Source organism: Streptomyces sp. NPDC050619 (genome assembly GCF_040654815.1).
GTDB lineage: Bacteria > Actinomycetota > Actinomycetes > Streptomycetales > Streptomycetaceae > Streptomyces.
On sequence record NZ_JBFAIR010000075.1, the window covers coordinates 1 to 23,476 of the forward strand.

The following is a 23,476-nucleotide window of genomic DNA, read 5'->3' on the forward strand; positions in this document are numbered from 1 at the left end:
GCCGCCGGCATCAGCGTGTTCCACCGCGTCCTCCCGGCCCGGATCTTCGACCGCATCGTCCGCAAGTTCAACCGGATGCCGAACTGACGCCCACCCGCAAGTGGGCGAGGCGATCAGCGGCCACACCCGTGGCGACGACGGCACCGTCCACCACAGCCTGTGGGCCCCCGCCAACCTCGGGCCCCAACCGACGCGCGACACACTGACTCGACCAGAGAGCCAGCCCGGGCCGCACACCCCGGCTGCCATGGAGGAACACAACATGCGGTACACGAAAGAACACAAACAGGAGACACGGCAGCGGATCATCACGACGGCCGGCCGCCGGCTCAAGCAGGACGGCATCGACGGCTCCGGCGTCTCGACCCTCATGAAGGACGCCGGCCTGACCAACGGCACCTTCTACGCCTACTTCCCCTCCAAGGACGAACTCGTCGCCACCGCGGTCGCCGACCAGATGCGCGCACAACACGCCAACATCGTCGCCCAGGCCGCACCCGGCCGCGCCGGACTCGAACAGGTCGTGCGCTGGTACTTCTCCCCCGAGCAACGTGACAACATCGAGGACGGCTGCCCCAACGCCGCCCTCCTCGACGAGATCGCACGCTCCACAGACCCCACCCGACAGGCCTACACCAACGGCGCACTCGTCCTCATCGACGACTTCGCCGCCCGCCTGGCACCCCACGATCCACCCTCAGCACGACTGAAGGCACTCGGCCTCCTCGGCATGCTCGCCGGAACCCTGCAACTCTCCCGCGCCCTCACCGACCGGCAACTCGCCGACCAACTCCTCGAACAGGGCATCCGCAACGCCCTGACACTGATGGATGCCGACCAGCACAACTGATCCCCCGCTCAAGTGCCGCCAATGCCGTGACCTGCACTGACCGGAGCGGCACACGGCCGTTGCCGCACATCGTCGACGGCAGCGGATCATCACACTCCTGGCAGTGCCGCCGACCCACCCGCCCCCAGGGGAGTCGTCCATGAGCATCCCCGGCCACCCCGAGGTCCAGGTCAGCGGTGGGACCGTGCGGGGCCGCGGTGAGGACGGCCTCGTCGTTTTCCGCGGCATTCCCTTCGCCCAGCCACCAGTCGGCGAACGGCGTTTCGCGGCGCCCCGGCCCACTCTGCCGTGGGACGGGTGCGCGAGGCCGCTGCCTACGGGCCTCCGCCGCCACAGTCCTCCGCATTCGGGCCCGTCCTGCCCTGGGAGGTGGCGGGGAGAACGAGTGGCTGACGGTGAACGTCTGGTCCTCCGCTCACGGCAGTGGATCCGCAGCGGCCCTCCCGGTCATGGTGTGGATCTACGGCGGTGCCTATGTGGCCGGACACACGGGTCAGCCCGACTACGACGGGGCCTCGCCGGCCGCGCAGGCGTGGTGGTGACACTGAACTACCGCGTGGGCATGGAGGGTTTCGCACGGATCGAGGGCGCGCCGGCCAACCGGGGGCTGCTCGACCAGGTGGCCGCGCTGGAGTGGGTGCGGGACAACATCGCCGCGTTCGGCGGCGATCCGGGCCGGGTGACGGTCTTCGGCGAGTCCGCCGGGGCCGGCTCGATCGCCGCGCTGATGGTCATGCCCCGGGCCGCCGGACTGTTCCGGCGGGCGATCGCGCAGAGCGTGTCGGGCACCTTCTACTCCCCGGAACTGGCCGACGACATCGCCGTCGCGTGCGCCGCCGAACTCGGGCTGCGGCCGACACTGGCCGACCTCTCCTCCATCGAGCCGGCCGCGCTGGCCGCGGTGGGCGACGCGGTGGCCGCGAGGATGGCCCAGTACGAGGACCGCTGGAGGCCAGTGACGCACTCGGTGACTCCCTTCTCGCCGGTCGTCGACGGGGAGATCCTGCCGACACCGAACAGCGCCTCACTCAGCTCACCGACACCGAACCCACCGTCACGCCCTACCTGGCCGACACCACCCGCCGCATCTGGGCGGACCACGCCTTCAACGCCCTTCCCCCATGACCGATACGGTGACGGATCCGCTGCCATCCCTTCATCAGTAGCGTCGGAAACGTGATCAGCGCATTCGCGAAACTGCGGTACGCCGTCTTCCCGACCACCGGAGGCCTCAGCACGCTCAGCAACGGCCGCAAGGAGAAGTACGCCGCTGGCACCGTCATCCGCGACGACGGCGAGAAGCCGGACGACACCCCGTACACCGAGGGCGACACGGCAGGCCTCCCCCAGAGCTGCAGCTCGCCGTTCACAGCTTCGTCCAGGAAGTCCTGACCAACATCGTCAAGTACGCCGTCCCCGTACACCGCGGCACACGTCATCGTCACCCCCCGCCCTCGGCCTGGACGCGGTAGACGTCACTGCCGAGGACACCGGACCGTCGTGCAACCCACGGGTGGACGGCCATGACGGCGGCGACCAGAGGCCGGTCGGCATGTCCCCGCCACCGCCCCCACCACCCCACCACCGCCCCCACGGAGACTTGGCATGACCACCGTTCTCATCGTCGACGACCACGCCCTGCAGCGCTTCGGCTTCCGGATGCTTCTGGAACAGCACCCGGATCTGACCGTGGTGGGCGAGGCCGCCCACGGCGCCGAAGCGGTCCGCAAAGCCGCCGAACTGCGCCCCGACGTCGTGCTCATGGACGTACGGATGCCCGGCATGGACGGTATCGAGGCCACCCGCCGCATCGTCGAGTCCGGAGGCCACTCCCACGTCCTGGTCCTGACTACCTTCGACATCGACGAGCACGCCTACGACGCCCTGCGCGCCGGTGCCAGGGGGTTTCTGCTGAAGAACGCACTGCCTGACGAACTCGTCACCGGTATCCGGGCCGTGGCCGCCGGGGACGTGGTCATCGCCCCCGGCCTGACTCGCGAGCTCATCGACGTCTTCTCCGACCGGCTGCCCGGCCGCACCCCCGGCCAAAAGCGGCAGATCGCCTTCCTGCCCCAGCGCGAACGCGAATCCCTGACCCAGCGCGAGCGCGAGGTGCTGACCGCCATCGCCTCCGGCTGGAGCAACCTCGAGATCGGCGAACGGTTGTCGTTGGCCGAATCCACCGTGAAGACCCACGTCAGCCACATCCTCGCCAAGATCGGCGCCCGCGACCGCGTCCAGGCCGTGATCTTCGCCTACGACACCGGACTGGTCAGGCCCGCACGACCAGCACCGCGGCGCGCAGCCGGCGCCGACCGCAGAGGTCCTGACGCTCTGCCCGCAGCCGGCTGAGGCCCAGTTACGCGAAATCCCCACTAGCCTGCCGCTGAACAGCAAAGCCAGCAACCGGCCCGGCGCGGCAGCGCCGTGTGGGCCGTGGTCATCACCAGCGTGGCCGGATTCCTCGGCGGCGGCCTGGAAGAGCTGGAGTGGACGGTGAGCGCCTACACGCTCACCTTCGCCGTGCTGATGATGTTCGGCGCCTCCCCGTGGGTGATCGTTTCGGCCGCCGCCGGCTGTTCGTCCTCGGGCTGGGCATCGTCACCGCCGCCTCCGCCGCGGTCGCCCTCGCCCCGGGCATGAACGAACTGATCGCCGCCCGTGCCGTGCAGGGCTTCCACGCCGCGATCATCACCCCTCTGACGCTCACCCTGCTGTCGGCGGCCGTCCCGGCCGACCGGCGCGGTGTCGCCTTCGGCGTCTGGGGCGCGGCCAGCGGCCTCGCCGTCGCCATGGGACGGCCCACAGCCGCCACCTGAGCTTCGCGCCCCGCCCGGCACGCCTCGTACGCCCGCATCGTCGTAGGCATCGAGACCGCCACCGACGGACGGTGCTGTGTCGGACAGGTGCCCCAAGGCCCGCCGCAGACGCTGCGGACCTTGGGGCACCTCGCACTTCGCACCTCCCCCTCCGTACGAACTCGCACGGGGGCCAGAAGCCACGGTTTGCTCACAGCGCCGGTACCGGGAAGAGCAGGGACACCTTGGCGCCCGCTTCCCGCGCCGGCGCCGGGCTCATGGCCCGCACCGTGGTCCGGGTCCGGGTCCGGCCAGCGGCGAAGACGAACACACGCAGCACCAGGAAGCGCCCGATACCGGCGAGCCCGGCGGCGGTGAGGTAGACGACCTGCTCGTAGAGCACTCCGGCCGACGGCTGCACGAGGTGCAGGACGAGCACCGCGGTGGAGGTCACCACGTAGGCGGCCGTGGCCGACCCCGCGGACTGCCAGTGCTCACGCCATCCGGCATGCCCTGCCCCGAAGGTGAAACGTGCGTGGAGCTCCGTACTGAGGAGAGTCGAGGCGACGGTGATCAGAGCGTTCGCCGCAACCCAGGGCATCAGCCCGGCGAGCCCGGCCACGGCAGCGCTGGAAGCGACCCCGACACCGCCGCCGAACAGGACGAACCGGGCGAAGGAGGCGAGTGGGCCGGGGGTGGCCGGGGTCCGTCGTGCCGCGGCCGGGTCGGTCGCCGTCCGCTCCGCATCCCGGGCCTGGTCGGCCGTCCCCGGCTTCGGCGAGACCAGCGACTTCATGGGATGTCCCTTCGGATGAGGGAGCTGATGGCCTCCTGGCCCGGCAACGAGGTGCACCCGCTGCCGCCCGCCCACTCCCTTTTGCATTACGACCATTCGACAATAAGTCGCGAGCCGGCGGGCCTGCAAGGACCTGGGCGAATTTAGGATTATGACCGTACTCACATGAGTGGCGGAGAGGCGGCCGCCTGCGCCCCCGCGTTGCCGCCGGTCCCGATCAACAGGGGGATGAACATGGCCAGTTGGGAGACCTGCTCAAGGGTGCTGACGATCTCCCGGAGCCAGCCACGACGTCGCCGTCACCGTCGAGCATCCGGACCAGGTGGCGGAACTCAACAATCCGGGTCTCCATCGGGGTTCCGTCGTGAAAAGGCGCGCCCGCAACGCTCCGCCCACAGGGCGACCGCCTGGGCCGCTCGGCCTACAGGTTCTTCACGAAGTGCGCTTCGTCGACCACGAGCGGTCCGACCTCCCCGCCCCGGCGCGGGAAGACGGCGCGGCGCATCGGTGCGGTACGTGTGAGACGAGACAGACGCGAGCCGCATCCCGCCTTGGCCTCCACCCCACTCGGCCATCGAGGCTCGACCGGCCGAGCGACCCGAGCGGCCCGAGCGGTCACTCACCTCGCGTTCTGCGGGGTGAGCCTGATGTGGCGGATGACCTTTCGGTGGTGGGTGTAGGCGATGTGGAGAGCGCCGTCCGGTGTCTGCGTTATCGAGGGATAGGACAGTTCGCGGTTGAGGCCGTCGCGGGAGTTGTTGGTGAGGCAGTGGCCGTCGCCGGTCACGAGGTCGGCGCGCAGCGGCCAGGTCAGGCCGCCGTCGGACGAGAGGGCGAGGCTGAGCGGCGCGCGCGGGGCACCCCAGAACGCCGTCGAGGGAGTCTGCCGTACGGCCGTCGTCGTCGAGCCCTCCGGGGCCTTGCCGTCGGCGAGTGAGCCCGTGTCGTCGATCTCGTCGTACAGGGAGACTCGGCGGGCGGTGGCGTCGGCGGCGCTGCTGTGGTTGTAGACGAGGGCCAGGCGGCCGTCGGCCAACGGGACGTACTGGATCGAGGAGTTGTTGTTCGGCAGGTCCAGCGGTTGCGGCTCGCTCCAGGTGTCGCCGTCGTCCAGTGATACGGACCGGTGCACGGCGTCGGCGCGGCGGCTGCGGTAGAGGGCGAGCAGGGAGCCGTCCGGCAGCCGGTGGACGTTCATGTGGACCAGGCCCGTGGAGCCGGGCACGGGCTGCTCGTGCCAGGTACTGCCGTCGTCGTCGCTGATCATGACGGCGCTGGTGTCGAGGTCGCCCGACCACTTCTCGCCGGGGGCGGTCCGGCAGCGGAAGACGGGCAGCAGCAGTCGGCCGGTGGGCAGGACGACGGGTGGCTGGCGGACGAAGACGCCGCCCACGCCCGGGGTCGCGGGGAACAGGGTGCGGGTCGCCTCCCAGGTCGTGCCGTGGTCGTGGCTGACGCGCAGCCGTACCTCGGCGGTGTCCTGGTCTCCGCCTCGCTGGGCGGTGTGCAGCAGCCACAGGGCGCCCGAGGGCAGGGGGAAGAGCACGGGGTTCTGCTCGGAGCGTGCCGGGTCGTCCGAGAGGCGGACGGGCTCCGTCCACGTCGTGGTGCCGGGGGCGAGCCTGGAGAACCACACGCTGATGTCCGCCATGCCCTCCTGCGTGCCGCCGAACCAGACGCCGCCGAGGTCCCCGCCGGGCAGCACGGTGAGGTTGGCGGCGTGGCTCTGCACGGTCGGTGCGGGCAGCGTGGTGTCGGTGCGGGCGAAGCCGTCGAGGAGTCGATTCGTCACAGTGCCTCTCCAGGGGTCCGGGCAGCGGCCAGGTGTTGGCGGGCGGTCTGTTCCAGGTGCACCAGGTCGCAGGCGACGGTCGCGAAGGTGAAGCCCTCGGCGAGGCGCTTGGCGGCGCTAGCCCCGTCCGGGTTGTGGATGCCCGCGGCGATTCCGGCGGCCGCCGCCGCCTCGCGTACGGTGCCCAGCGCGGCCTCGAAGGCATCGGCCAGGTTCGGGTCCGTGGACGAGGCGCCGCCGAGGCCGATGCGCAGGTCGGAGGGGCCGACGTAGACGCCGTCGAGGCCCGGCGTCGCGCAGATCGCCTCGACGTCGGCGAGTCCTTCGGCCGTCTCGATCATGGCGAGGACTACCGTGCTGTCGTGCGTGTCGGCCGGGTCGGGGCCGATCCTCAGCGCCGAGCGCATCGGGCCGTAGGAGCGGCGGCCGAGGGGCGGGTAGCGGACCGCGGCCACGGCCTCGGCGGCCTGCGCGGCGGTGTCGACCAGCGGCACGATCACTCCGGTCGCGCCCGCGTCGAGGGCACGGCCGATCGGGGCGGGGTCGTTGGCCTCCACCCGGACCAGGCCGACGGCCGTGGAGCCCCGGCTGTCGATCGCGAGGAGGTTGTCGAGCATGCCGGAGTAGCCGAACAGGCCGTGCTGGGCGTCCAGGGCGACGTAGTCGTAACCGAGGCGGGCGATGCGTTCGGTGGCCACGGGCGCGTCCAACAGGCACCAGTAGCCGAGCAGTTGCTCGCGGGCGCGCAGGGCGGCGGTGAACTCCGCAGGGGTGGTCATGGGCAGGTGTTCCTTCGCAGGGGGGCGGGGACGGGGGCGTCGAAGTCGCTTACGGGGCTCAGCGGTTGTACGCGGGCCTGGGACCACGCAGACCGGCGCCGACCTCGTCACAGACGCCGGTGAACTCCGCGGGAGTCATGGGCAAGTGTCCTTCGCAGGAGGCGAGGCGACGAAGTCGCCTACAGGACTCAGCGGTTGTACGCGGGCATGGGACCACGCAGACCGGCGCCGACCTCGTCGCAGGCGGCGGTCACGTCGGGGGGCAGTGGTCCGGCCTGCGCGGCGGCGAGGTTGGCGCGCAGGTGGTCGGTCCGGGAACCGCCGAGCAGCAGGGCGTCGGTCGAGTTCCGGTCGAGGAGCCAGCGCAGGGCCAGTTCGGTGAGCGGGACACCGAAGTCCTCTGCGATACGGCTCAGTTCGGTGACCGCGGCGAACAGGCGCGGGTCCCAGTAGCGTTGCCGGTACATGTCCGCGAGCCGGGAGTCGGCGAACCGGCCGGCCTCGGGGGCCTGCTCGTAGCGGTGCCGTCCGGTGAGGAGGCCGCCGCCGAGCGGGTTGTAGACCATGGTGCGCAGACCGGTGACGGCGGCGTACTCGACGTACTCCTCCTCGATCCGGCGGGCGAGCAGGTTGTGCAGCTGCTGGGCGACGACCGGGCGTGGGGCACCCACCTCGTCGGCGACGCGCACCAGTTCGGCGATCTGCCAGGCGGCGTAGTTGGAGACGCCGAGCGCGAGGACCTTCCCCTCGGCGACCAACTCGGCGACGGTGGCGAGGGTTTCGGCCAGGGGCGTGGCCCGGTCGGGCTGGTGCAGGTAGAAGAGGTCGACGCGGTCGGTGCCGAGTCGCTTGAGGCTGCCTTCCAGGGCAGCCCGCAGGCCGGGGGCGGACAGCGGGGCGTGCTCCGCCTGGTCGGGGTGCGGTATGCCGGCCTTGGTGGCGAGCACGATCCGGTCGCGGTGGGCGGGGAGCAGCTCGGCGAGGATACGTTCGCTCTCGCCGCCTGCGTAGCCGTTCGCGGTGTCCACGCCGGTGATGCCGGCCTCCAGCGCCGTCTCGAGCATGTCCGCGGCGCCGGCCCGGTCGACGGTGTCGCCGAACGTCATGGTGCCGAGGACGAGCCGGGACAGGGGCACGGGTACGTTCGGCAGGTCGATGCCGGTGGTCACTTGCCGGGTCCTTCCGGTGAGGTGGTAAGGGGGGCGTGCGGCTGCGGTGCGGCCGTGGTCGAGGCCGCCCGGGTGCGGGGTTTGAGTCCCCGTATCGCCGTGGGGTCGAGGGCGGCGCGGCGCAGTGCGCGGGTGTAGGGCTCGGCGGGGGCGGCGAGGACGTCGGCGGTACGGCCGCGCTCGACGACCCGTCCCGCCTTCAGGACGACGACATCGGTGCTGATCTCGCGCACCACACCGAGGTGGTGGGCGATGACGATGTACGTGATGCCGGTCTCCTCCCGCAGTTCGCGCAGCAGATCGAGGACCTGGGCCTGCACGGACACGTCGAGGGCCGAGGTGGCCTCGTCGCACACCAGCAGGTCGGGTTCCGAGGCCAGGGCGCGGGCGATGCCGATGCGCTGGCGCTGTCCGCCGGAGAACTCAGCGGGCCGTCGTTCGAGTGCCGAGGCCGGCAGTCCTACGCGGTCGAGCAGTCCGGTGGCGCGGCGGCGCCGTTCGGTCTTGTCCTTCACGCCCGCGACGCGCAGCGGTTCGGCCACGATCTCCAGGGCGGTCAGGTGCGGCGCGAGGGATCCGTAGGGGTCCTGGAAGACCATCTGGGCGCGGCGCCGCAGTGGCCGCAGACGCCGCTCGGGCAGCGCGGCGAGGTCGGTGCCGTCCAGCACGATCCGCCCGGAGGCAGGCTTGAGCAGCCGCACGATCGCGCAGGCGATGGTCGACTTGCCGCTGCCCGACTCGCCGACGACGGCGAGTGAGCCGCCGCGGGGCACGCTGAAGCTGACGTGGTCGACGGCGCGCACGGGGCCGGCCGGCGTGGGGTAGTCGACGACGAGGTCCTCGACGGCGAGAAACGCCGACGTGTCTACGGCGTCGGCCGCGTCCGGTGTCACTGTTGCCTGGCTCATCGGGCGGCTCCCTGTGGGGCGTGGTCGTCGAGCCCGTCCTCGTCCCACGGCCCGAGGCTCGGGACGGCCGCGAGCAGTTTCCCGGTGTACGGGTGTGCGGGCCGCTCGACGATCTGCTGGGCCGGCCCCGACTCGACGAACCGGCCCTCCTTCATGACGTGGATACGGTCGGACACCAGCCGGGCGACGCCGAGGTCGTGGGTGATCATCAACATGCCCACACCGGTGCGTTCCTGAAGGTCCATCAGCAGGTCGAGGACGCTCGCCTGGACGGTGGCGTCCAGCGCGGAGGTGGGTTCGTCGGCGACCAGCAACTCTGGTTCGGCGGCCAGTGCGACGGCGATGAGGACGCGCTGGAGCATGCCGCCGGAGAACTGGTGCGGGTACGCCTTCCAGCGCGTTTCGGGCCTGCTGATCCGTACCTGGTCCAGCAGGTGGGTGCCGCGCTCGCGGGCCTCGGCCCGGGACAGGCCGGGGTGGCGCAGCCGCAGGGCCTCGCCGAGCTGGCGCCCGACGGTGTGGACGGGGCTGAGCGCGGTCATCGGGTCCTGGGGGATGAGGGACACGGTGCGGCCGCGCGCCCGCCGGGCCGCCCCGGGGTCGGTGACGACGTCCTCGCCGCCGATGCGGGCGGTGCCGGACAGCACGGCGAGTCTTTCGGGCAGCAGCCGCAGCAGGCCCATCGCCGTGGTGGACTTGCCGGAGCCGGACTCCCCGATGAGCGTGACGGTCTCGCCGCGTCGGACGGTGAAACTCACGCCGTCGACGGCGCGGACCACGCCTCGATGGGTGACCAGTTCGATCTGCAGGTCCTCGACCTCCAGCAGGGGGCCGGAGGCGGGGGCGGGGCCGGAGGCGGTGTCGGCGGTCATGGCTCAGGCTCCCTTCGCGGGCTTGGTCGTCTTGGTCGTCTTGGTTGTACGGATGCGGTCTCGCAGGCCGTCGCCCATCAGGTTGACGCCGACCACGAGAAGGGCGATGACCAGGCCCGGGAGCGTGACCAGCCACCAGGAGGTGGTGATGTAGTCCTGCCCGTCGGAGATGATGCGGCCCCAGGTGGCGAACGGCCGCTGGGGTCCGGCGCCCAGGAAGCTGAGGGCGCTCTCCAGGAGCACGGCCTGGGCGAGCAGCAGCAGGACCACCAGGCTCGCGGGGCGCAGGACGTTGGGGATGATGTGCCGTCCCAGGACCGACCAGCTGCGCATACCGAGCAGCCGGGCGGCCGCCACATACGGTTTCTCGCGTTCGACGAGGACCAGGGAGCGGGTCAGCCGGGCCACTTCCGGCCACTGGGCGATCGCGATCACGCAGGTGATGACGGTGACCGACGGGCCGAAGAGGGCGACGACGAGCAGCAGCATCATCAGCAGGGGCAGCGCCATCTGGGCTTCGAGGAGCCGGCTGACGACCGTGTCGATCCAGCCCCCGAAGTAGCCGGCCGCCGACCCCGCGGCGATCCCGATGAGCCCGGAGACGACGACGGCGAGGACGCCCACGGTCAGCGACACCTGGCCGCCGTGCAGGACGCGGGAGAGCAGATCGCGTCCGAGCTGGTCGGTGCCGAACAGGTGCCCGCCGGTGAGCGGCGGCAGCCGGCGCCCCGCGAGGTTCTGGGCGTCCGGGTCCGGCAGCGGCAGCAGGCTCGCGAGGGCCACCGGCAGGGCGACCAGCGCGGTGCACAGGGCTCCCGCCCACAGTTTGAAGCGGGCGCTGCGCCGCTGCCTGGTGGCGGTGGCGCGAGCCAGGTGCCGGGCGGTGACGGCACTGGACCGGGTGCTGCCGGCGGACGGTGTGAGTGTGGCGGACATGGTCAGGCCGCCTTTCCGAGTCGGACCCGCGGGTCGAGGAGCGGGTAGGCGAGGTCGACGAGGAGCTGGACGAGGATGGCGAGGGTCGCCGTGACCAGGACGGTTGCCTGGATGAGCGGGTAGTCGCGGGTCTCCAGGGCGCGGACGACGAGGGACCCGACGCCGGGCCAGCCGAAGACGACCTCGACCAGCACGACGCCGTTGAGCAGCGCCGCGAAGCGGGTGCCGACCGCCGTGACCAGCGGGACGGACGAGTTGGCGAGGGCGTACCGCCAGGTGAGGGCCCGTTCGGAGACACCGCGCGAGCGGGCCACGGTGATGTACGGCGAGGCGAGTGCCGAGGTCATCTCGCGGCGTACGAGCCGTGAGACGAGGGCGAGTTGGAGGGCCGCGATGGTGACGGTCGGCAGGACGAGGCCGCTCCAGGAGGTGAAGCCGGAGGCGGGCAGCACCGGCAGCAGCACGGCGAAGACGGTCAGCAGCATCACGCCGGTCCAGAAGTCCGGCATGGACTGTCCGGTGATGGTCAGGACGTTGGCGCCGAGTTCGCGCGGGGTGTCGGCGTGGCGGGCCATCCACACCCCGAGCGGGACCGCGACGGCCACGGTGACGGCGATCGCCGCGACGGAGAGCGTGATCGTGTAGGGCATGCGGTCCAGGACCACGCTGAGGGCGGAGTCGTGGAAGGAGAAGCTGGTGCCGAGATCGCCGTTCAGCAGGTCGCGCAGGAAGATCCCGTACTGGGTGACCATGGGCTTGTCCAGGCCGAACTGGGCGCGGATCCGCTCCAGGTCGGCGGTGGTGGCGCTCGGCGGCGCGTATGCGGCGGCGGGGTCTCCGGGGGCGAGCCGGACCAGCACGAAGACCGTGGAGATGGTCAGGAAGACGGTCAGCAGGCTCTGGCCGAGACGGCGGGCGAGGTACTTGGTCACGACTCAGCCCTCCAGCCGTACGGCGGTCAGGTCGTAGGAGTTGATCGGCAGCAGCCGGACGCCGTCGACGCGGGCGCGGCGGGCGAGCACGGTCTTCGGCACGAAGGCCCACATGGCCGGCCAGGTGTCCCAGACGGCGTGCTGGGCGGCGGCCAACTTGCGGTCACGGGTGGCGGGGTCGGTCTCGGTGGCCGCGTCGGACAGCTGACGGGCGATGCCGGGGATGACGTAGCCCATGAACGCGTCACCGGTGCGCTCGTCCTCGGCCGTGCCCGCGTACATCGCCTGGAGCATGGTGGTGGCCTGACCGGTGGTGCCGGGGAAGCCGTTGCCGATGACGTCCCAGTCGCCTCCCTTGCCCTGACGCCACTTGAGGATGTCGCCGCCGGGCTCGAACTGCTGAAGGGCGGCGCGCACACCGACCTCCTTCAGCATCTCCGCGACGGCCTCCATCACGGAGGCGTCCGCGGCGAACTCGCCCGACTCCCAGATGATTTTGATCCGGAGCCCGTCGGCGCCCAGGGACCTGAGCAGCTGCCGCGCCCGTGCGGGGTCGTGGACGTAGCGCCCGGTGGGTTCGGCGCCCTGGAGACTGAGGGGGACGACTCCCCGGGCCTGCTCGGCCGAGTCGGTGAGCACGTCCCGGACGAGGGACTCGCCGTCGATGGCGTACGTCAGCGCCCGGCGCACCCGGGCGTCGGCCAGCGGATGCCCCCGCGGCTTGCGGAAGTTGTAGAAGAGCTGGCAGATCCGCACCCCGGAGGTCTGCTCCAGGTGCACGCCGGGCAGCCCGGTGAGCTGTTCGGCGGAGTCTGGGGTGATGGTGTCGATGACGTCCAGTTCGCCGCTGCGCAGGGCGACGACCCGGCTCGACTCCTCCGGTACGAAGCGGACCCGGACCCGTTCGACGGGCGGCCGCCCGCCCCAGTAGTCCGGAACGCGGGCCAGGGTGTACTCGCCCGCGCCGCTGTTGGCGCCGGCCACCCGGTAGGGGCCGGTGCCGACGCCGGAGCGGAGTTCCTCGGGCCGGTTGTCCTTCGCCGGGGTGATGAGGATGTTGGCCATCAGCCGGTCCAGGACGGGCACCGGCTTGCGAGTGTGGAGCAGGAAGGTGCGTTCGCCCGTCGCCTCGACGTCGGGGAGTTCGGGGAACAGGCCGAGGATGAACGAGCCGGCGACCTCTCCGTACAGCCGCACCGCGGTGGCCACGTCGTCGACGGTCACGGGCCGGCCGTCGGAGTAGCGGATCCCGTCGCGCAGGCGGACGCTCCAGGTGGTCGGCGCGGTCATCTCGAACCGGTCGGCGAGGACTCGTGTGAGTCGCATGTCCGGCCCGATGGCCGTGAGGGCCTGACGCACGGCCCGCTGCACGGTCACCGCGGCGTCGAACTGGTTGAGTTTGTTGTCCAGGCTGACCAGCGAGCGGTTCAGCCCGAGCGTGAGGGTGCCGGGGCCGGGGGCGCCGGTGGGTCCGGCACAGGCGGCCAGCGGGGAGAGAGCGAGACCGGCGCCGCCCGCGGCGCCCCAGCGCAGCAGGGTTCGACGGCTGGGCTTCTCACTCGTCTCACTCGGAGGAGTTCGGGTCATCGTCGACCTCTCGGGGATTCTTTGTGCGGCGACCGGCTCGGGACGGCCTCCGGTCCCGCAGGAGGCCGTCGGTTGCCGTCGGTTTCTGTCGCGCCGGAAACCGTTCCACGGTTGCGCGGATCACGCAAGAGGTCTCGCGCACATCGCGCAGGATGTGCCATCATCGAGCGCCGAGGCCGCCCCGCGTGTCTCTCTTCGACCACCGGCCCAGGAGGATGATGTGCCCTTCCCCTCCCCCGCCCCCTGCCCAGACGAGCGGGTGGCGCGACGTGTCCTCGCGCTCGCCGACGACCTGTCCGGGGCGGCGGAGACCGCGGTGGCGCTCGGCGTGCCGGGCCGGATCGTGCTCGGCCCGGCGCCCTTGGACCCGCACGCGTACGGCGAGGCCGTCGTCGTCGACCTCGACTGCCGGTCCCTGCCCGCGGCCGACGCGGCCCGCCGCGTACGCGAGGCACTGCGCGCCGTGCCCTCGGACGTTCTGGTGCTGAAGAAGGCCGACTCGCTGCTGCGGGGCAACCTCGCCGCCGAAACGGCCGCCTGCGCCGAAGGCGTGGAGGGCGTCGTCGTCGCCACCGCCCTGCCCGCCCTCGGCCGCACGGTCCGCGGCGGTGTCGTCCATCTCGACGGCGTCCCCCTGCACACCACGGACGCCTGGCGGGCGGAGAGCACCGCGCCCCCGCCGTCGATCTCCGCCGCGCTCGGGGACGCCCGTACGACCCTCGTCCCGCTGGAGGCGGTACGGGGCGACGCGTTGCCCGGCGTGCTGCGCGCGGCGGTCGACGCCGGACACCTTCCGGTGTGCGACGCGGAGACGGACGCGGACCTGGACCTGATCGCCGAGGCGGCACTCACCTGCGGGCCCGGTGTTCGTCTGATGGGCACGAGCGGCCTCGCCGCGGCGGTCGGCCGCCTGCTGAGGCGTACCGACGGGACGTCGGCCGCGACCACGGCGGTTCCGGCTCCGGGCGCGGGACGCCCGCGACGGCCCCTCCTGGTCGTCGTCGGCACCGCCGATCCCTCCGCGCCTGCGCAGATCGCGCAACTCACGCAGCGCGGCGCCCGCCATGTATCCGTGAACCCCGACGCCCCGACCTCGGACGTCATGAACTTCGACGACCTGGCCGATGTCACCGTCCTCAGCATCGACAACGGCCCGGGCATCCGGCCCGCTTCGGCACACCGTCTGGTGTCCGCACTCGCTCGCCTCGCCGCCGACCGCGCGGGCGATGCCGACCTCGTCCTGACGGGTGGTGAGACCGCCCGCCGCGTCCTCGACGCGCTCGGCGTCGCGCGCCTGGCGCCGCTCGGCCAGATCCACCACGGCGCCGTCCACGCACGCACGCCCGACGGACGCGATGTCGTCACCCGGCCCGGCAGCTTCGGCGACACCGATTCCCTGCTGCGGATCGCCACGGCGCTCCGGCCGGACCTCCCCCACCTCCCACCGCAAGGAGACCTCCCGGTGAACGCGATCCCGACCGCCGACCACCACCGTTCGCTGCCGCTCATCGCGGTGACCATGGGAGACGGTGCGGGCATCGGCCCTGAGGTGATCGTCCCGGCGCTGCTGCACCCGGACACCCTCGCCCGCTGCCGTCCCGTCGTCATCGGTGATGCCGGGCGACTGCGGCAGGCCGCCGCGATCCTGGGTGCCGACTGCGACATCGTCTCCGTGAACGCCCCGGGCGAGGCCGAGTTCCCGCCGGGCCGCGTCAACGTCGTGGACCTCGACCTGCTCCCCGCCGACCTGCCCTGGGGCGAACTGTCCGCCGTCGCCGGCGAGGCCGCCTACCAGTACGTACGGGTGGCCGCGGACCTCGCCTTGAAGGGCGCCGTGCACGGCATCTGCACCGCGCCGCTCAACAAGGAGGCCCTGCACTTGGCCGGGCATCTCTACCCGGGCCACACCGAGTTGCTGGCACACCTCACCGGCGTGGACGAGGTGTCGATGATGCTGTCCACGCCCAAGGTGAAGGTCATTCACGTCACCACCCACATCGGCCTGATCGACGCCGTACGGCGCATCGAGCCGGGCCTGGTCGAGCGCACGGTGCGCCGCGGTCACGACGCGATGGTGCGGGCCGGTGTCGCGAAGCCGGTGATCGGCGTCTGCGGCATCAACCCGCACGCGGGTGAGAACGGACTGTTCGGATACGGCGAGGAGGAGGAGAAGATCGTCCCCGCCCTCGACGTGCTGCGCGCGGACGGCATCGACGCCCGCGGCCCCCTCCCGGCCGACACTGCCTTCTTCCTCGCCGGGCGCGGCGACTACGACCTGATCGTCGCGATGTACCACGACCAGGGGCACGGCCCGGTGAAGGTGCTGGGCATCGAGGCGGGCGTCAACCTGACCGTGGGACTGCCCGTCATCCGCACCTCGGTGGACCATGGAACGGCCTTCGACATCGCGGGCAAGGGCGTGGCCGAGGCCGGTAGCATGGTCGAGGCCATGCGCCAGGCAGCCGAGATGTCGTCCGCAGCGGGCCGCTGAGACCGCCGCTCGCAGTCCGCAGTCCGCAGTCCGCGCAGAGAAGGACTTCACGACAGATGTCTCCCCTCGGATCCAAGGCCCGGCGCGAACGGATCCTGTATGTGGCCACCACGACCGGCCTCACCAGCGTCGAGGAGTTGTCGCAGCGCTTCGGTGTCACGCCGTCCACGATCCGCCGCGACCTCGCCAAGCTGACCGCCGACGGCCGGCTGGCCCGCACCTACGGCGGCGCCATGGCGCTGACCGCCCATCCCGAGGCGTCGCTGCGGCAGCGTACGGGCGAGGCGTTCGAGGAGAAGCGGGCCATCGCGCGCCGCGCCGCCATCGAGGTGCGCGCCGGTGAGACGGTGCTGCTGGACGCCGGATCGACCGTGGGCGCCCTCGCCCACGAACTGCGCTCCGCGAAGGAACTGACGGTCGCGACCACGGGGCTGACGGCCCTACAGGAACTCTCCGACGTCGAGACGGTGCACGTCGAGTGTCTCGGCGGCACTCTGCGGCCGCTGAGCCAGGGCTTCGTCGGTCCGCTGACCGAGGCCGCACTGGAACGGATGACCTTCGACCGGGTCTTCCTCGGTACCGACGGCATCTCGCCCGAGCACGGCATCTGCGAGGCCGACCTGCGCCAGACGCGGCTGAAGGAACTGATGGCCCGCCGCGCCGACCATGTGTACGTCCTCGCGCACGCGGCGAAGCTCGGCCGCCGCCCCTTCCACGCCTGGGCGAAGCTCCCGGCCGACTGGACCCTCGTCACCGACGACGGCGCCGACCCGTCGATCGTCGCCGAGTTGCGCGGGCGAGGCATCGAGGTGGTGCTGACCGAGGTGCCGGCGTCCACCGACCCGGAGCACCGGACGTCGCCCTCATGACCTCGACGGAGAGCGCCGAGCACCCTGGGACGCGGGTCGGGCGGGTGCTCCATGACCACTGAGACACGGCACGCCCTGGTCACCGGCGTCAGCTCGGGAATCGGCGAGGCGATCAGCGGTCGCCTGCTGCGGGAGGGCTGGCAGGTCACCGGGATCAGCCGCCGCCGTCCGGTCCCCGCGCCGGGGCTGACCTGGCTCCCGGCGGATCTGGCCGAGCCCACCGAGCTGGTCCGGGTCCTCGACGGCGTACCCGCCCCGGACGCCGTCGTGCACGCCGCCGGGCTCCAGCGCTCGGCACCGCTGGGCGAACTGTCCGCCGAAGACGGCGAGTTGATGTGGCGGGTACACGTACACGCCGCCACGATCCTCGTCGACACCCTCGCCGACCGGCTGCCCGACGGGGCCCGCGTGGTCCTCGTCGGCAGCCGTACCGCGACCGGCGTACCCGGCAAGAGCCAGTACGCCGCGACCAAGGCCGCCCTGCCCGCGCTCGCGCGCTCCTGGGCCGCGGAACTGGCCGTCCGTGGCATCACCGTCAACGTGATCGCCCCCGGCCCCACCGACACTCCGATGCTGTCCGACCCCGGCCGCGCCCGCACGCCCCCGGCACACCCGCCCCTGGGCCGGTTCGTCTCTCCCGACGAGGTCGCCGGCCTGACCGCGTTCCTCCTCGGCCCGGACGGCGGAGCGATCACCGGACAGCAACTCGTCCAGTGCGCCGGGGCCTCACTTTGACATCTGCGCGCCGGGATGTGGCTGCTGGGCGACCGGAACGAAAAAGGTCCCGATGTTTCGGCGCAGTCTCTCTGCGGCAACCCGGTCCGCCGCTGCTTCGGCGGCATTGGTGCTGTGCAACTTGAATGTGCCGCAGGCCGAACCAGGCGACCAGCGCTATCACGGGCCAGTGGAGCGGGAGATGGAGTTGATGCCGTCGGCTGTGCCGCTCTCGCGCTGCGGCACGGCGGCCATGATGATCGCCGGCGTGGCCGCGTAACCGAGACTGATGGCAGCGCCCACGAACGCGCCTGCCGCGATGACCGACGGAGGGCGGCTGTGGTCCAGGGCGAGCCAGGCGAAGCCCGCCGCGCCGCTCGCCGAGGCCGGCGCCAGGACCATCCGCGGACCGTACCGGCGGACCAACTGTCCGCCGACCGGCGCGGTGAGCAGCGACACCACGTGCTGGGCAGCAGGTACTCCGCTGAGGAGCGCGGCACACTCGCGTCGAATCCGTTCGCCCCGGTGCTCAGCGCGGCCTTCGCACGGGAACGCGACGACAGGAGCACAGCCGCCAGGCGGGATGCCGACACCCGCCCTACCTGACCTCCCCGTTTCGTTTGGGCCGCCCTTTTCCGCCGGGCCTCACCTGGGCGCCGAGACGTGACCCCGGGGTGAGCGGACGACTGTGGAACCAGGCTCGGATGTTCCCTGCCCCGCACTGAGCCCGTCCAGCAGGAGGTCCCCGAGCTCGGAGAACGCGTCGCCGGCGGTCAGTCCGGTCCTCTCCAGGAGGACCCCCGACTGGACCGCGTCGATGGTGACCGCGACGACGTGGGCGGCGAAGTGTCCGTTGAGCGCGCGGAAAACGCCGCTCTGCACGCCGTCTTCGATCAGTTCGTGGACCCGGTGCGCCGCGGCGGCGGAGTTCGTGCGGTAGATCTGCGCCGTCGGCTCGTAGCCGACCATGTCGTCGTAGAAGGCGTGGGAATGGCGGCGCATGGCCGTGCCCACGCCGGTGAGGTAGACCCGGATCCGCTGCCTGGGATCGGGCTCGGCCTGGACAGTCTGTTCGATCTCGGTTGTCGCGTCCCGGAAGAAGGCACGGGTGACCGCCAGCACCAGTTGTTCCTTCGTGGAGGCGAGGCTGTACAGCGTCGCCTTGGAGCACCCCAGTCGCTGGGCGAGCTCATCCATGGTCACCGCGGTGAAGCCTTCGGCCAGGATGATCGCCTCGGCCTGGCGCAGCAGTTCGTCCCGCCGCCGGGTGTCGACGACCCGCCTGCGCGCCGTTCGGCGCGGACGTCGGTCGCGCGAGTCAGGTTGGGCCGTCACCGCAGCAGTCTCCCATGAGCGTCTCCGTCGAAAGCGGCGGCTGGTCGCCCGGACCGGAAGACCGGCCCTGGCGAAAGAAAGAAGCTACCAGGGTACCGTCGAACGTACCCGGACGTGCGGAAGCGACAAGTCCCGGCTTTCGCTCGTCCAGGTTCCGCAGCGCAGCCGACGCCTGTTCCAGGGGGACCGTTGGGCAGGGCCAGGTGGTCGGCTCAGATGCGACAACCTCCAGCGTGCTCAGGCGAGTTCGCGTTTCATGATCTTGCCGGTGGGGGTCAAGGGCAGTGCATCGACGAACTGGACGACGCGCGGGTATTTGTACGCGGCGAGCCGCTCCTTCGCCCAGGCGGCGAGCTCCTCCTCACTCGTGCCGCTCCCGGCCTTCTTCACCACGACGGCCTTGACCTCCTGACCGTGGGAGTCGTGCGGTACGCCGATGACGGCGACCAGTGAGACGGCGGGGTGCTCCATGAGCACTTCCTCGACCTCGCGCGGGTAGACGTTGAAGCCGCCGCGGATGATCAAGTCTTTGGATCGGTCGACGATGTAGTAGAAGCCGTCCTCGTCCTTGCGGGCGAGGTCGCCGGAGCGGAACCAGCCGTCCTTGATCGCCTCGGCCGTCGCCTCGGGCCGTTTGTAGTAGCCCTTCATGACGTTGTGCCCCTTGATCGCGATCTCCCGATCTCGCCGGGGCCGCCCTCGATCTCGGACCAGTCGTCGCGAATCAGCTTCATCTCCACGCCCGGGATCGGCCTGCCGATCGACCCGACGCGGGGCTCCTCTCCGAACCGGGAGAAGGAGGCGGCCGGGGAGGTCTCGGAGAGTCCGTATCCCTCGAGGATCGCGACGCCGAAGCGGTCCGTGAACTGCTTGTGGATCTCGGCGGGCAGCGCCGAGCCGCCGGCCACCGCCACGCGGAGATTCGTGGCCAGGCGGGCGATGTCGACGGTGTCGTCGAGGGCTGCGAGAAGAGCCCAGTACATCGTCGGGACGCCGGCGAAGAGCGACACGTCGTGGTCGAGCATGAGACGCAGGGCTGCCCGCGCCTCGAACCTCGGCTGCATCACGATCGTGCCGCCGAAGGCGAGGGCGCCGTTCTGGCTCACGGACTGGCCGAAGGCATGGAACAGCGGCAACGCGCACAGGTACGTGTCGGGGCGGCGCTCGGGATCTACGGCGAACAGGTCCATGCCGGCGAGCACGTTGTCGTACACGTTGCGGTGCCGCAACTCCGCGCCCTTGGGCCGGCCGGTCGTGCCGGAGGTGTAGAGGACCACCGCGGTGTCGTCCTCGTCCCGCTCGACCGTCTGGAACGTCACCGGCTGCTCGGCGACTCCCTCGGCGTACGACTCCGGCGTCCCGTCCCCGGCCCACGGCGCGCCACCACCCTCGATCAGGAAGAACTCGGTACAGCCCTCACTGGCCTGGAATCCCTCCCACGCGGTCTGCCCGATCGGCAGCTCCGCCGTGCCTTCGAACGCGAAGTACGCCTTCGCGTCGGAGTCGGTGAGGTGGTAGGCGACCTCGCGAGCCTTCAACAGCACGTTCAGCGGGACGACCGCCGCCCCGGCCTTGAGGATGCCGAAGTAGACGCTGGTGAAGTGGGGCACGTTGGGGCAGGACAGTGCGACCTTGTCACCCGGCCGGATTCCGCGCGAGACGAGCAGGTTCGCGACCCGGTTGACCGCTGCGTCGAGAGCTCTGTAGGTGATGCGGTCGTCACCGAAGACGATCGCGGTGCGCTCCGGGTACCGGGACACGGAATCCGTCAGGATGCGTGGCACATTGCGGCTCGGGCTGTGCATCGTCGTTCTCCTGGCGCTCGGGGTGAGACGAAGGCGTGGTAGGTCACGTCTGGACGAAGTCCGGAGGCCGCACGGAGCCGTCGACTTCCCGGCCCGGCAGCGCGGCGAACTCGAGGGTGGCGTTCCGGCCAGGACGGCGACCGGAGAGTCGGCGAACTCTGGCGCGCGCGGTGGTGCGCGCGCGTAGCTGGAGCCGCCGTCGTGGTCGGCCGTCCCGGCCGTCGCCTGCCGGACCGGGACCAGGACCGGGACCGGGACCGGGTCGAGGTCGCGGGCGTCGCGGACCTGCGCGCCACCGCGGGCCATGTCGGCGTCCGTCGACCGTCCCGGTCCGGCAGGGGCGCGGGTCGTGCGACTGCCGCGCCGGTACCGCTCGGTCAGATCTTCGTCTTCTCCCGGACCCACGCGCCGATCTGTGCGATGGCGGCGTCGGCCTCCGGAACCCGGCCGGCGCCGTAGACGTAGGAGTGCTGGCCTCCGGGGAAGACCACGGTCGTCGTGTCGATTCCGGCATCCTTGACGCGGGCGGCGAACTCCTCGCTCTCGCCGGCCAGGACCTCGTACGTGCCCCAGGAAACGAGGGTTGGAGGCAGACCGCTCAGGTCCGCCCGGTTCAGGTTGATCCGGGTGTCCGTGAACTCGATTCCCGTGCCGCCGACCCAGGACTCCCGGAAGAAGGCCAGCAGCTCCTTGCTGAGTAGCTTGTCCGTCCCGGCGTTGGTCACCATGGTCTCGTTGGCGATCTCGAGGTCGCACCAGGGAGAGATCGACACGACGGCGCCAGGCAGGGGCTGCTTCTTGTCGCGGAGGCGAAGCGCCAGGGCGACGGCGATGAACCCGCCGACCGAGTGGCCGATCGTGACGATGTTCCCCGGCTCATACCCTTCGGACAGCAGCCAGTTGAAGGCCGCCTCAGCGTCGTCCACCTGAGCCGGGTACTTGTGTTCCGGTGCCCGCCTAAAGTCCAGGACCAGTACGGGGGCCCCAGCGGCCTTGGCGATATGGCCGGCGAGCTTCCGGTCGACGAACGCCGACGAAAATACGGTACCCCCGGCATGACTGTGCAGGAGGACGTAGTCCGTGTTGGCGTCGACCGGTTCGCACCAGATACCCAGCACGCCACCCGCGTCCACCTCCCGATAGGTGACGCCCTCCGGCTCCCGCGCCATGAGATGGGAGCTCTCCACCCGGGTCCGATTCGTGTCCAGTTCGGACTCGGGAATCGCCATTGCGGCGAAGAAGTCCGCGAACTCGATCGCTTCCGGGCTCAGTTCAACAGCAGCGTGCTCAGACACGTGGCACCTCCATGGGGCCATCTGGGCATACCAGCCCGCCAGGACCGGTATCTCCGGGGTTTGTCAGGCGGTGTGGTGGGGGTTGTCAGGCGGTGTGGGCGGGGTAATCGGTGTAGCCGGCCTCGCCGCCGCCGTAGAAGGTGGCGGGGTCGGGGGTGTTCAGCGGCGCTCCGGTGCGTACGCGCTCGACCAGGTCGGGGTTGGCGAGTGCCATCACGCCGACGGTGACGATGTCGGCCAGGCCGTCTTCGACGTCCTTCGCGCGAGTGGCGATGTCGGTGCCGGCCCGGTTGAGAACCAAGGTGTTCGGCCACAGCTTGCGGAGGGTGTGCAGGAGTTCGTCGTCCCCGCCGTGGCCGATGTGCAGGTAGGCGAGGTCGAGCGGGGCGAGGGCGCGCACGAGTGCCGGGTACAGCTCGTGAGTGTCGCTCTCCGCGATGTCGTTGAACGGGTTGCCGGGAGAGATCCGCAAGCCGGTGCGGCCGGCGCCGATCTCCTCGGCCACGGCGGTGGCGACCTCGACGGCGAAGCGGATGCGGTTCTCGATGGAGCCGCCGTAGCGGTCGGTGCGCTGGTTGGTGTTGTCGGCGAGGAACTGGTGCACGAGGTAGCCGTTGGCGCCGTGGATCTCGACGCCGTCGGCACCGGCCGCGATGGCGGCCGCGGCGGCGCGGCGGAAGTCGTCGACCGTGGCGGCGACCTCCTCGGTGGACAGTTCGCGCGGTACCGGCATCTCCTGAGGGCCGGACATGGTGAACATTTCGCCGGCTGGCTGGACCGGGGAGGGGGCGACCGGCTGCCGGTGGTGGGGAGTGTTGTCGGGGTGGGACATCCGTCCGGCGTGCATGAGCTGGATGACGATGCGTCCGTCGACGCCGTGCACGGCCTCGGTGACCTTGCGCCAGCCTGCGATGTGCTCCTCGGAGTAGATGCCGGGGGTGAGGATGTAGCCCTGGCCGTCGGCGTTGGGCTGGGTGCCTTCGGTGATGATGAGGGCGTGCGAGGCGCGCTGGGCGTAGTACTCGGCGTTCAGCTCGGTGGGTATGCCTTCCGGGGTGGAGCGATTCCGCGTCATGGGGGCCATCGCCAGCCGGTGCGGCAGGGAGATCTCCCCGGTGGTGATCGGGTTCCACAGGGCGTTCAACATCGATGTTCCTCGCAAATAAAGGGTTAGAGAGAGCTGCGGGGTGGCCGGCTGCCGGCCGGATGGGCCCGGTGACATGACCGCAGTCATTGCGCTGCTGGGCCCCGGTTACTCGTGTGCGGCAGCGGCCGTGCCGTTGTCACAGAGGGACTTCCGCGCCGGAGTCGGAGCGGCGGTCAGCCGCGGTAGCGATCGGCCGGGACCCGCCGCGACAGGTTCGGGACGAGCGTCTGACGCGCCTTCTCGAACGACTCCCAGTCGCTGATGTCCGGCAGTGACGGGATGGTGACGGTCTCCCCGGCGTCGAGGCCGGCGAGCGCCGCGTCGACGACGTCGTCCGCGCTCATGATCCACTCGTCGGGGAACGCCTCGAGGTCGGCGCCGGAGCCGTCCCAGAACTCCGT

At 71.2% G+C, this 23,476-nt stretch carries 22 protein-coding genes and 2 pseudogenes; 8 read left to right on the plus strand and 16 right to left on the minus strand.

Annotated features, from left to right (window positions below; all coding sequences use genetic code 11):
- Positions 1-262 precede the first annotated feature (262 nt).
- From AB0I77_RS51690 to AB0I77_RS51710, 5 genes and pseudogenes are all read left to right on the plus strand, one after another.
- Positions 263-850, plus strand: coding sequence for a TetR/AcrR family transcriptional regulator (locus tag AB0I77_RS51690; RefSeq protein WP_363289990.1), 588 nt, complete (start codon positions 263-265; stop codon positions 848-850).
- Positions 851-989: 139 nt separating this feature from the next.
- Positions 990-1,862: pseudogene (locus AB0I77_RS51695) on the plus strand (carboxylesterase family protein); the annotation flags it as partial.
- 164 nt (positions 1,863-2,026) lie between these two features.
- The gene (locus AB0I77_RS51700) at positions 2,027-2,242 is read left to right on the plus strand and encodes a hypothetical protein (protein WP_363289991.1); all 216 of its coding nucleotides are present in this window, start codon (positions 2,027-2,029) and stop codon (positions 2,240-2,242) included.
- 213 nt (positions 2,243-2,455) lie between these two features.
- Positions 2,456-3,202 (plus strand): response regulator transcription factor, encoded by a 747-nt coding sequence (locus AB0I77_RS51705; RefSeq protein WP_363289992.1) that lies wholly within the window; start codon positions 2,456-2,458, stop codon positions 3,200-3,202.
- Between the two features lie 75 nt (positions 3,203-3,277).
- Positions 3,278-3,648 (plus strand): annotated as a pseudogene (locus AB0I77_RS51710) (MFS transporter); the annotation flags it as partial.
- A gap of 211 nt (positions 3,649-3,859) precedes the next feature.
- On the opposite strand, the gene AB0I77_RS51715 reads toward AB0I77_RS51710, so the two are convergent.
- The 9 genes from AB0I77_RS51715 to AB0I77_RS51755 form a co-directional block, all read right to left on the minus strand.
- Positions 3,860-4,444: a hypothetical protein gene (locus tag AB0I77_RS51715; RefSeq protein WP_363289993.1), complete on the minus strand. Its 585-nt coding sequence runs from the start codon at positions 4,442-4,444 to the stop codon at positions 3,860-3,862.
- 619 nt (positions 4,445-5,063) lie between these two features.
- Positions 5,064-6,236, minus strand: coding sequence for an exo-alpha-sialidase (locus AB0I77_RS51720; protein ID WP_363289994.1), 1,173 nt, complete (start codon positions 6,234-6,236; stop codon positions 5,064-5,066).
- Positions 6,233-7,015 carry an aldolase/citrate lyase family protein gene (locus AB0I77_RS51725; RefSeq protein ID WP_363289995.1) on the minus strand — a complete coding sequence of 261 codons (783 nt, stop codon included), beginning with the start codon at positions 7,013-7,015 and terminating at the stop codon, positions 6,233-6,235. Before AB0I77_RS51725 ends, AB0I77_RS51720 begins: the two co-directional genes overlap by 4 nt.
- 188 nt (positions 7,016-7,203) lie before the next feature.
- Positions 7,204-8,184: an aldo/keto reductase gene (locus AB0I77_RS51730; RefSeq protein ID WP_363289996.1), complete on the minus strand. Its 981-nt coding sequence runs from the start codon at positions 8,182-8,184 to the stop codon at positions 7,204-7,206.
- Entirely contained in the window at positions 8,181-9,092 is a 912-nt protein-coding gene (locus tag AB0I77_RS51735) for an ABC transporter ATP-binding protein (protein ID WP_363289998.1), read from the minus strand. The genes AB0I77_RS51730 and AB0I77_RS51735 overlap by 4 nt, the downstream gene beginning before the upstream one ends.
- Positions 9,089-9,964 carry an ABC transporter ATP-binding protein gene (locus AB0I77_RS51740; protein ID WP_363289999.1) on the minus strand — a complete coding sequence of 292 codons (876 nt, stop codon included), beginning with the start codon at positions 9,962-9,964 and terminating at the stop codon, positions 9,089-9,091. Before AB0I77_RS51740 ends, AB0I77_RS51735 begins: the two co-directional genes overlap by 4 nt.
- 3 nt (positions 9,965-9,967) lie before the next feature.
- Complete coding sequence (locus tag AB0I77_RS51745) at positions 9,968-10,900, minus strand: ABC transporter permease (protein ID WP_363290000.1); 933 nt, start codon at positions 10,898-10,900, stop codon at positions 9,968-9,970.
- Between the two features lie 2 nt (positions 10,901-10,902).
- Positions 10,903-11,832 carry an ABC transporter permease gene (locus AB0I77_RS51750; protein ID WP_363290001.1) on the minus strand — a complete coding sequence of 310 codons (930 nt, stop codon included), beginning with the start codon at positions 11,830-11,832 and terminating at the stop codon, positions 10,903-10,905.
- Positions 11,833-11,835: 3 nt separating this feature from the next.
- Positions 11,836-13,419, minus strand: coding sequence for an ABC transporter substrate-binding protein (locus AB0I77_RS51755; RefSeq protein ID WP_363290002.1), 1,584 nt, complete (start codon positions 13,417-13,419; stop codon positions 11,836-11,838).
- A 220-nt stretch (positions 13,420-13,639) separates the two neighbouring features.
- Between AB0I77_RS51755 and pdxA the strand changes: the two genes are divergently transcribed.
- Genes pdxA through AB0I77_RS51770 form a run of 3 tightly spaced genes read left to right on the plus strand, consistent with a single transcriptional unit; the run spans position 13,640 to position 17,514 of the window.
- Positions 13,640-15,910, plus strand: a complete 2,271-nt coding sequence (gene pdxA, locus AB0I77_RS51760) for a 4-hydroxythreonine-4-phosphate dehydrogenase PdxA (RefSeq protein ID WP_363290003.1) — start codon at positions 13,640-13,642, stop codon at positions 15,908-15,910.
- 56 nt (positions 15,911-15,966) lie between these two features.
- Entirely contained in the window at positions 15,967-16,779 is an 813-nt protein-coding gene (locus tag AB0I77_RS51765; RefSeq protein ID WP_363290004.1) for a DeoR/GlpR family DNA-binding transcription regulator, read from the plus strand.
- A 51-nt stretch (positions 16,780-16,830) separates the two neighbouring features.
- Positions 16,831-17,514: an SDR family oxidoreductase gene (locus AB0I77_RS51770; protein WP_363290005.1), complete on the plus strand. Its 684-nt coding sequence runs from the start codon at positions 16,831-16,833 to the stop codon at positions 17,512-17,514.
- A gap of 159 nt (positions 17,515-17,673) precedes the next feature.
- On the opposite strand, the gene AB0I77_RS51775 is transcribed toward AB0I77_RS51770, so the two are convergent.
- From AB0I77_RS51775 to AB0I77_RS51805, 7 genes are all read right to left on the minus strand, one after another.
- Entirely contained in the window at positions 17,674-17,895 is a 222-nt protein-coding gene (locus AB0I77_RS51775) for a hypothetical protein (protein WP_363290006.1), read from the minus strand.
- A 243-nt stretch (positions 17,896-18,138) separates the two neighbouring features.
- On the minus strand, positions 18,139-18,828 hold the full coding sequence (locus AB0I77_RS51780) for a TetR/AcrR family transcriptional regulator (RefSeq protein WP_363290007.1): 690 nt from the start codon (positions 18,826-18,828) through the stop codon (positions 18,139-18,141).
- 237 nt (positions 18,829-19,065) lie between these two features.
- Complete coding sequence (locus AB0I77_RS51785) at positions 19,066-19,479, minus strand: hypothetical protein (protein ID WP_363290008.1); 414 nt, start codon at positions 19,477-19,479, stop codon at positions 19,066-19,068.
- Positions 19,476-20,633 (minus strand): AMP-binding protein, encoded by a 1,158-nt coding sequence (locus AB0I77_RS51790; protein WP_363290010.1) that lies wholly within the window; start codon positions 20,631-20,633, stop codon positions 19,476-19,478. The genes AB0I77_RS51785 and AB0I77_RS51790 overlap by 4 nt, the downstream gene beginning before the upstream one ends.
- A gap of 377 nt (positions 20,634-21,010) precedes the next feature.
- Positions 21,011-21,928: an alpha/beta hydrolase gene (locus AB0I77_RS51795; protein WP_363290011.1), complete on the minus strand. Its 918-nt coding sequence runs from the start codon at positions 21,926-21,928 to the stop codon at positions 21,011-21,013.
- 85 nt (positions 21,929-22,013) lie between these two features.
- A complete protein-coding gene (locus AB0I77_RS51800) occupies positions 22,014-23,075 on the minus strand; it encodes an alkene reductase (RefSeq protein WP_363290012.1) in 1,062 nt (353 codons plus the stop codon).
- Between the two features lie 173 nt (positions 23,076-23,248).
- Positions 23,249-23,476: hypothetical protein (locus tag AB0I77_RS51805; protein WP_363290013.1), on the minus strand; the 228-nt coding region annotated here is incomplete at its 5' end.

Coding starts and splice junctions, on each gene's coding strand:
- AB0I77_RS51690 (WP_363289990.1), top strand. CDS start 263: ATGCGGTACACGAAAGAACACAAACAGGAGACACGGCAGCGGATCATC.
- AB0I77_RS51800 (WP_363290012.1), bottom strand. CDS start 23,075: ATGTTGAACGCCCTGTGGAACCCGATCACCACCGGGGAGATCTCCCTG.
- AB0I77_RS51705 (WP_363289992.1), top strand. CDS start 2,456: ATGACCACCGTTCTCATCGTCGACGACCACGCCCTGCAGCGCTTCGGC.
- AB0I77_RS51770 (WP_363290005.1), top strand. CDS start 16,831: ATGACCACTGAGACACGGCACGCCCTGGTCACCGGCGTCAGCTCGGGA.
- AB0I77_RS51735 (WP_363289998.1), bottom strand. CDS start 9,092: ATGAGCCAGGCAACAGTGACACCGGACGCGGCCGACGCCGTAGACACG.
- AB0I77_RS51790 (WP_363290010.1), bottom strand. CDS start 20,633: ATGCACAGCCCGAGCCGCAATGTGCCACGCATCCTGACGGATTCCGTG.
- AB0I77_RS51740 (WP_363289999.1), bottom strand. CDS start 9,964: ATGACCGCCGACACCGCCTCCGGCCCCGCCCCCGCCTCCGGCCCCCTG.
- AB0I77_RS51715 (WP_363289993.1), bottom strand. CDS start 4,444: ATGAAGTCGCTGGTCTCGCCGAAGCCGGGGACGGCCGACCAGGCCCGG.
- AB0I77_RS51775 (WP_363290006.1), bottom strand. CDS start 17,895: ATGGTCCTGGCGCCGGCCTCGGCGAGCGGCGCGGCGGGCTTCGCCTGG.
- AB0I77_RS51765 (WP_363290004.1), top strand. CDS start 15,967: ATGTCTCCCCTCGGATCCAAGGCCCGGCGCGAACGGATCCTGTATGTG.
- AB0I77_RS51725 (WP_363289995.1), bottom strand. CDS start 7,015: ATGACCACCCCTGCGGAGTTCACCGCCGCCCTGCGCGCCCGCGAGCAA.
- AB0I77_RS51755 (WP_363290002.1), bottom strand. CDS start 13,419: ATGACCCGAACTCCTCCGAGTGAGACGAGTGAGAAGCCCAGCCGTCGA.
- AB0I77_RS51745 (WP_363290000.1), bottom strand. CDS start 10,900: ATGTCCGCCACACTCACACCGTCCGCCGGCAGCACCCGGTCCAGTGCC.
- AB0I77_RS51785 (WP_363290008.1), bottom strand. CDS start 19,479: ATGAAGGGCTACTACAAACGGCCCGAGGCGACGGCCGAGGCGATCAAG.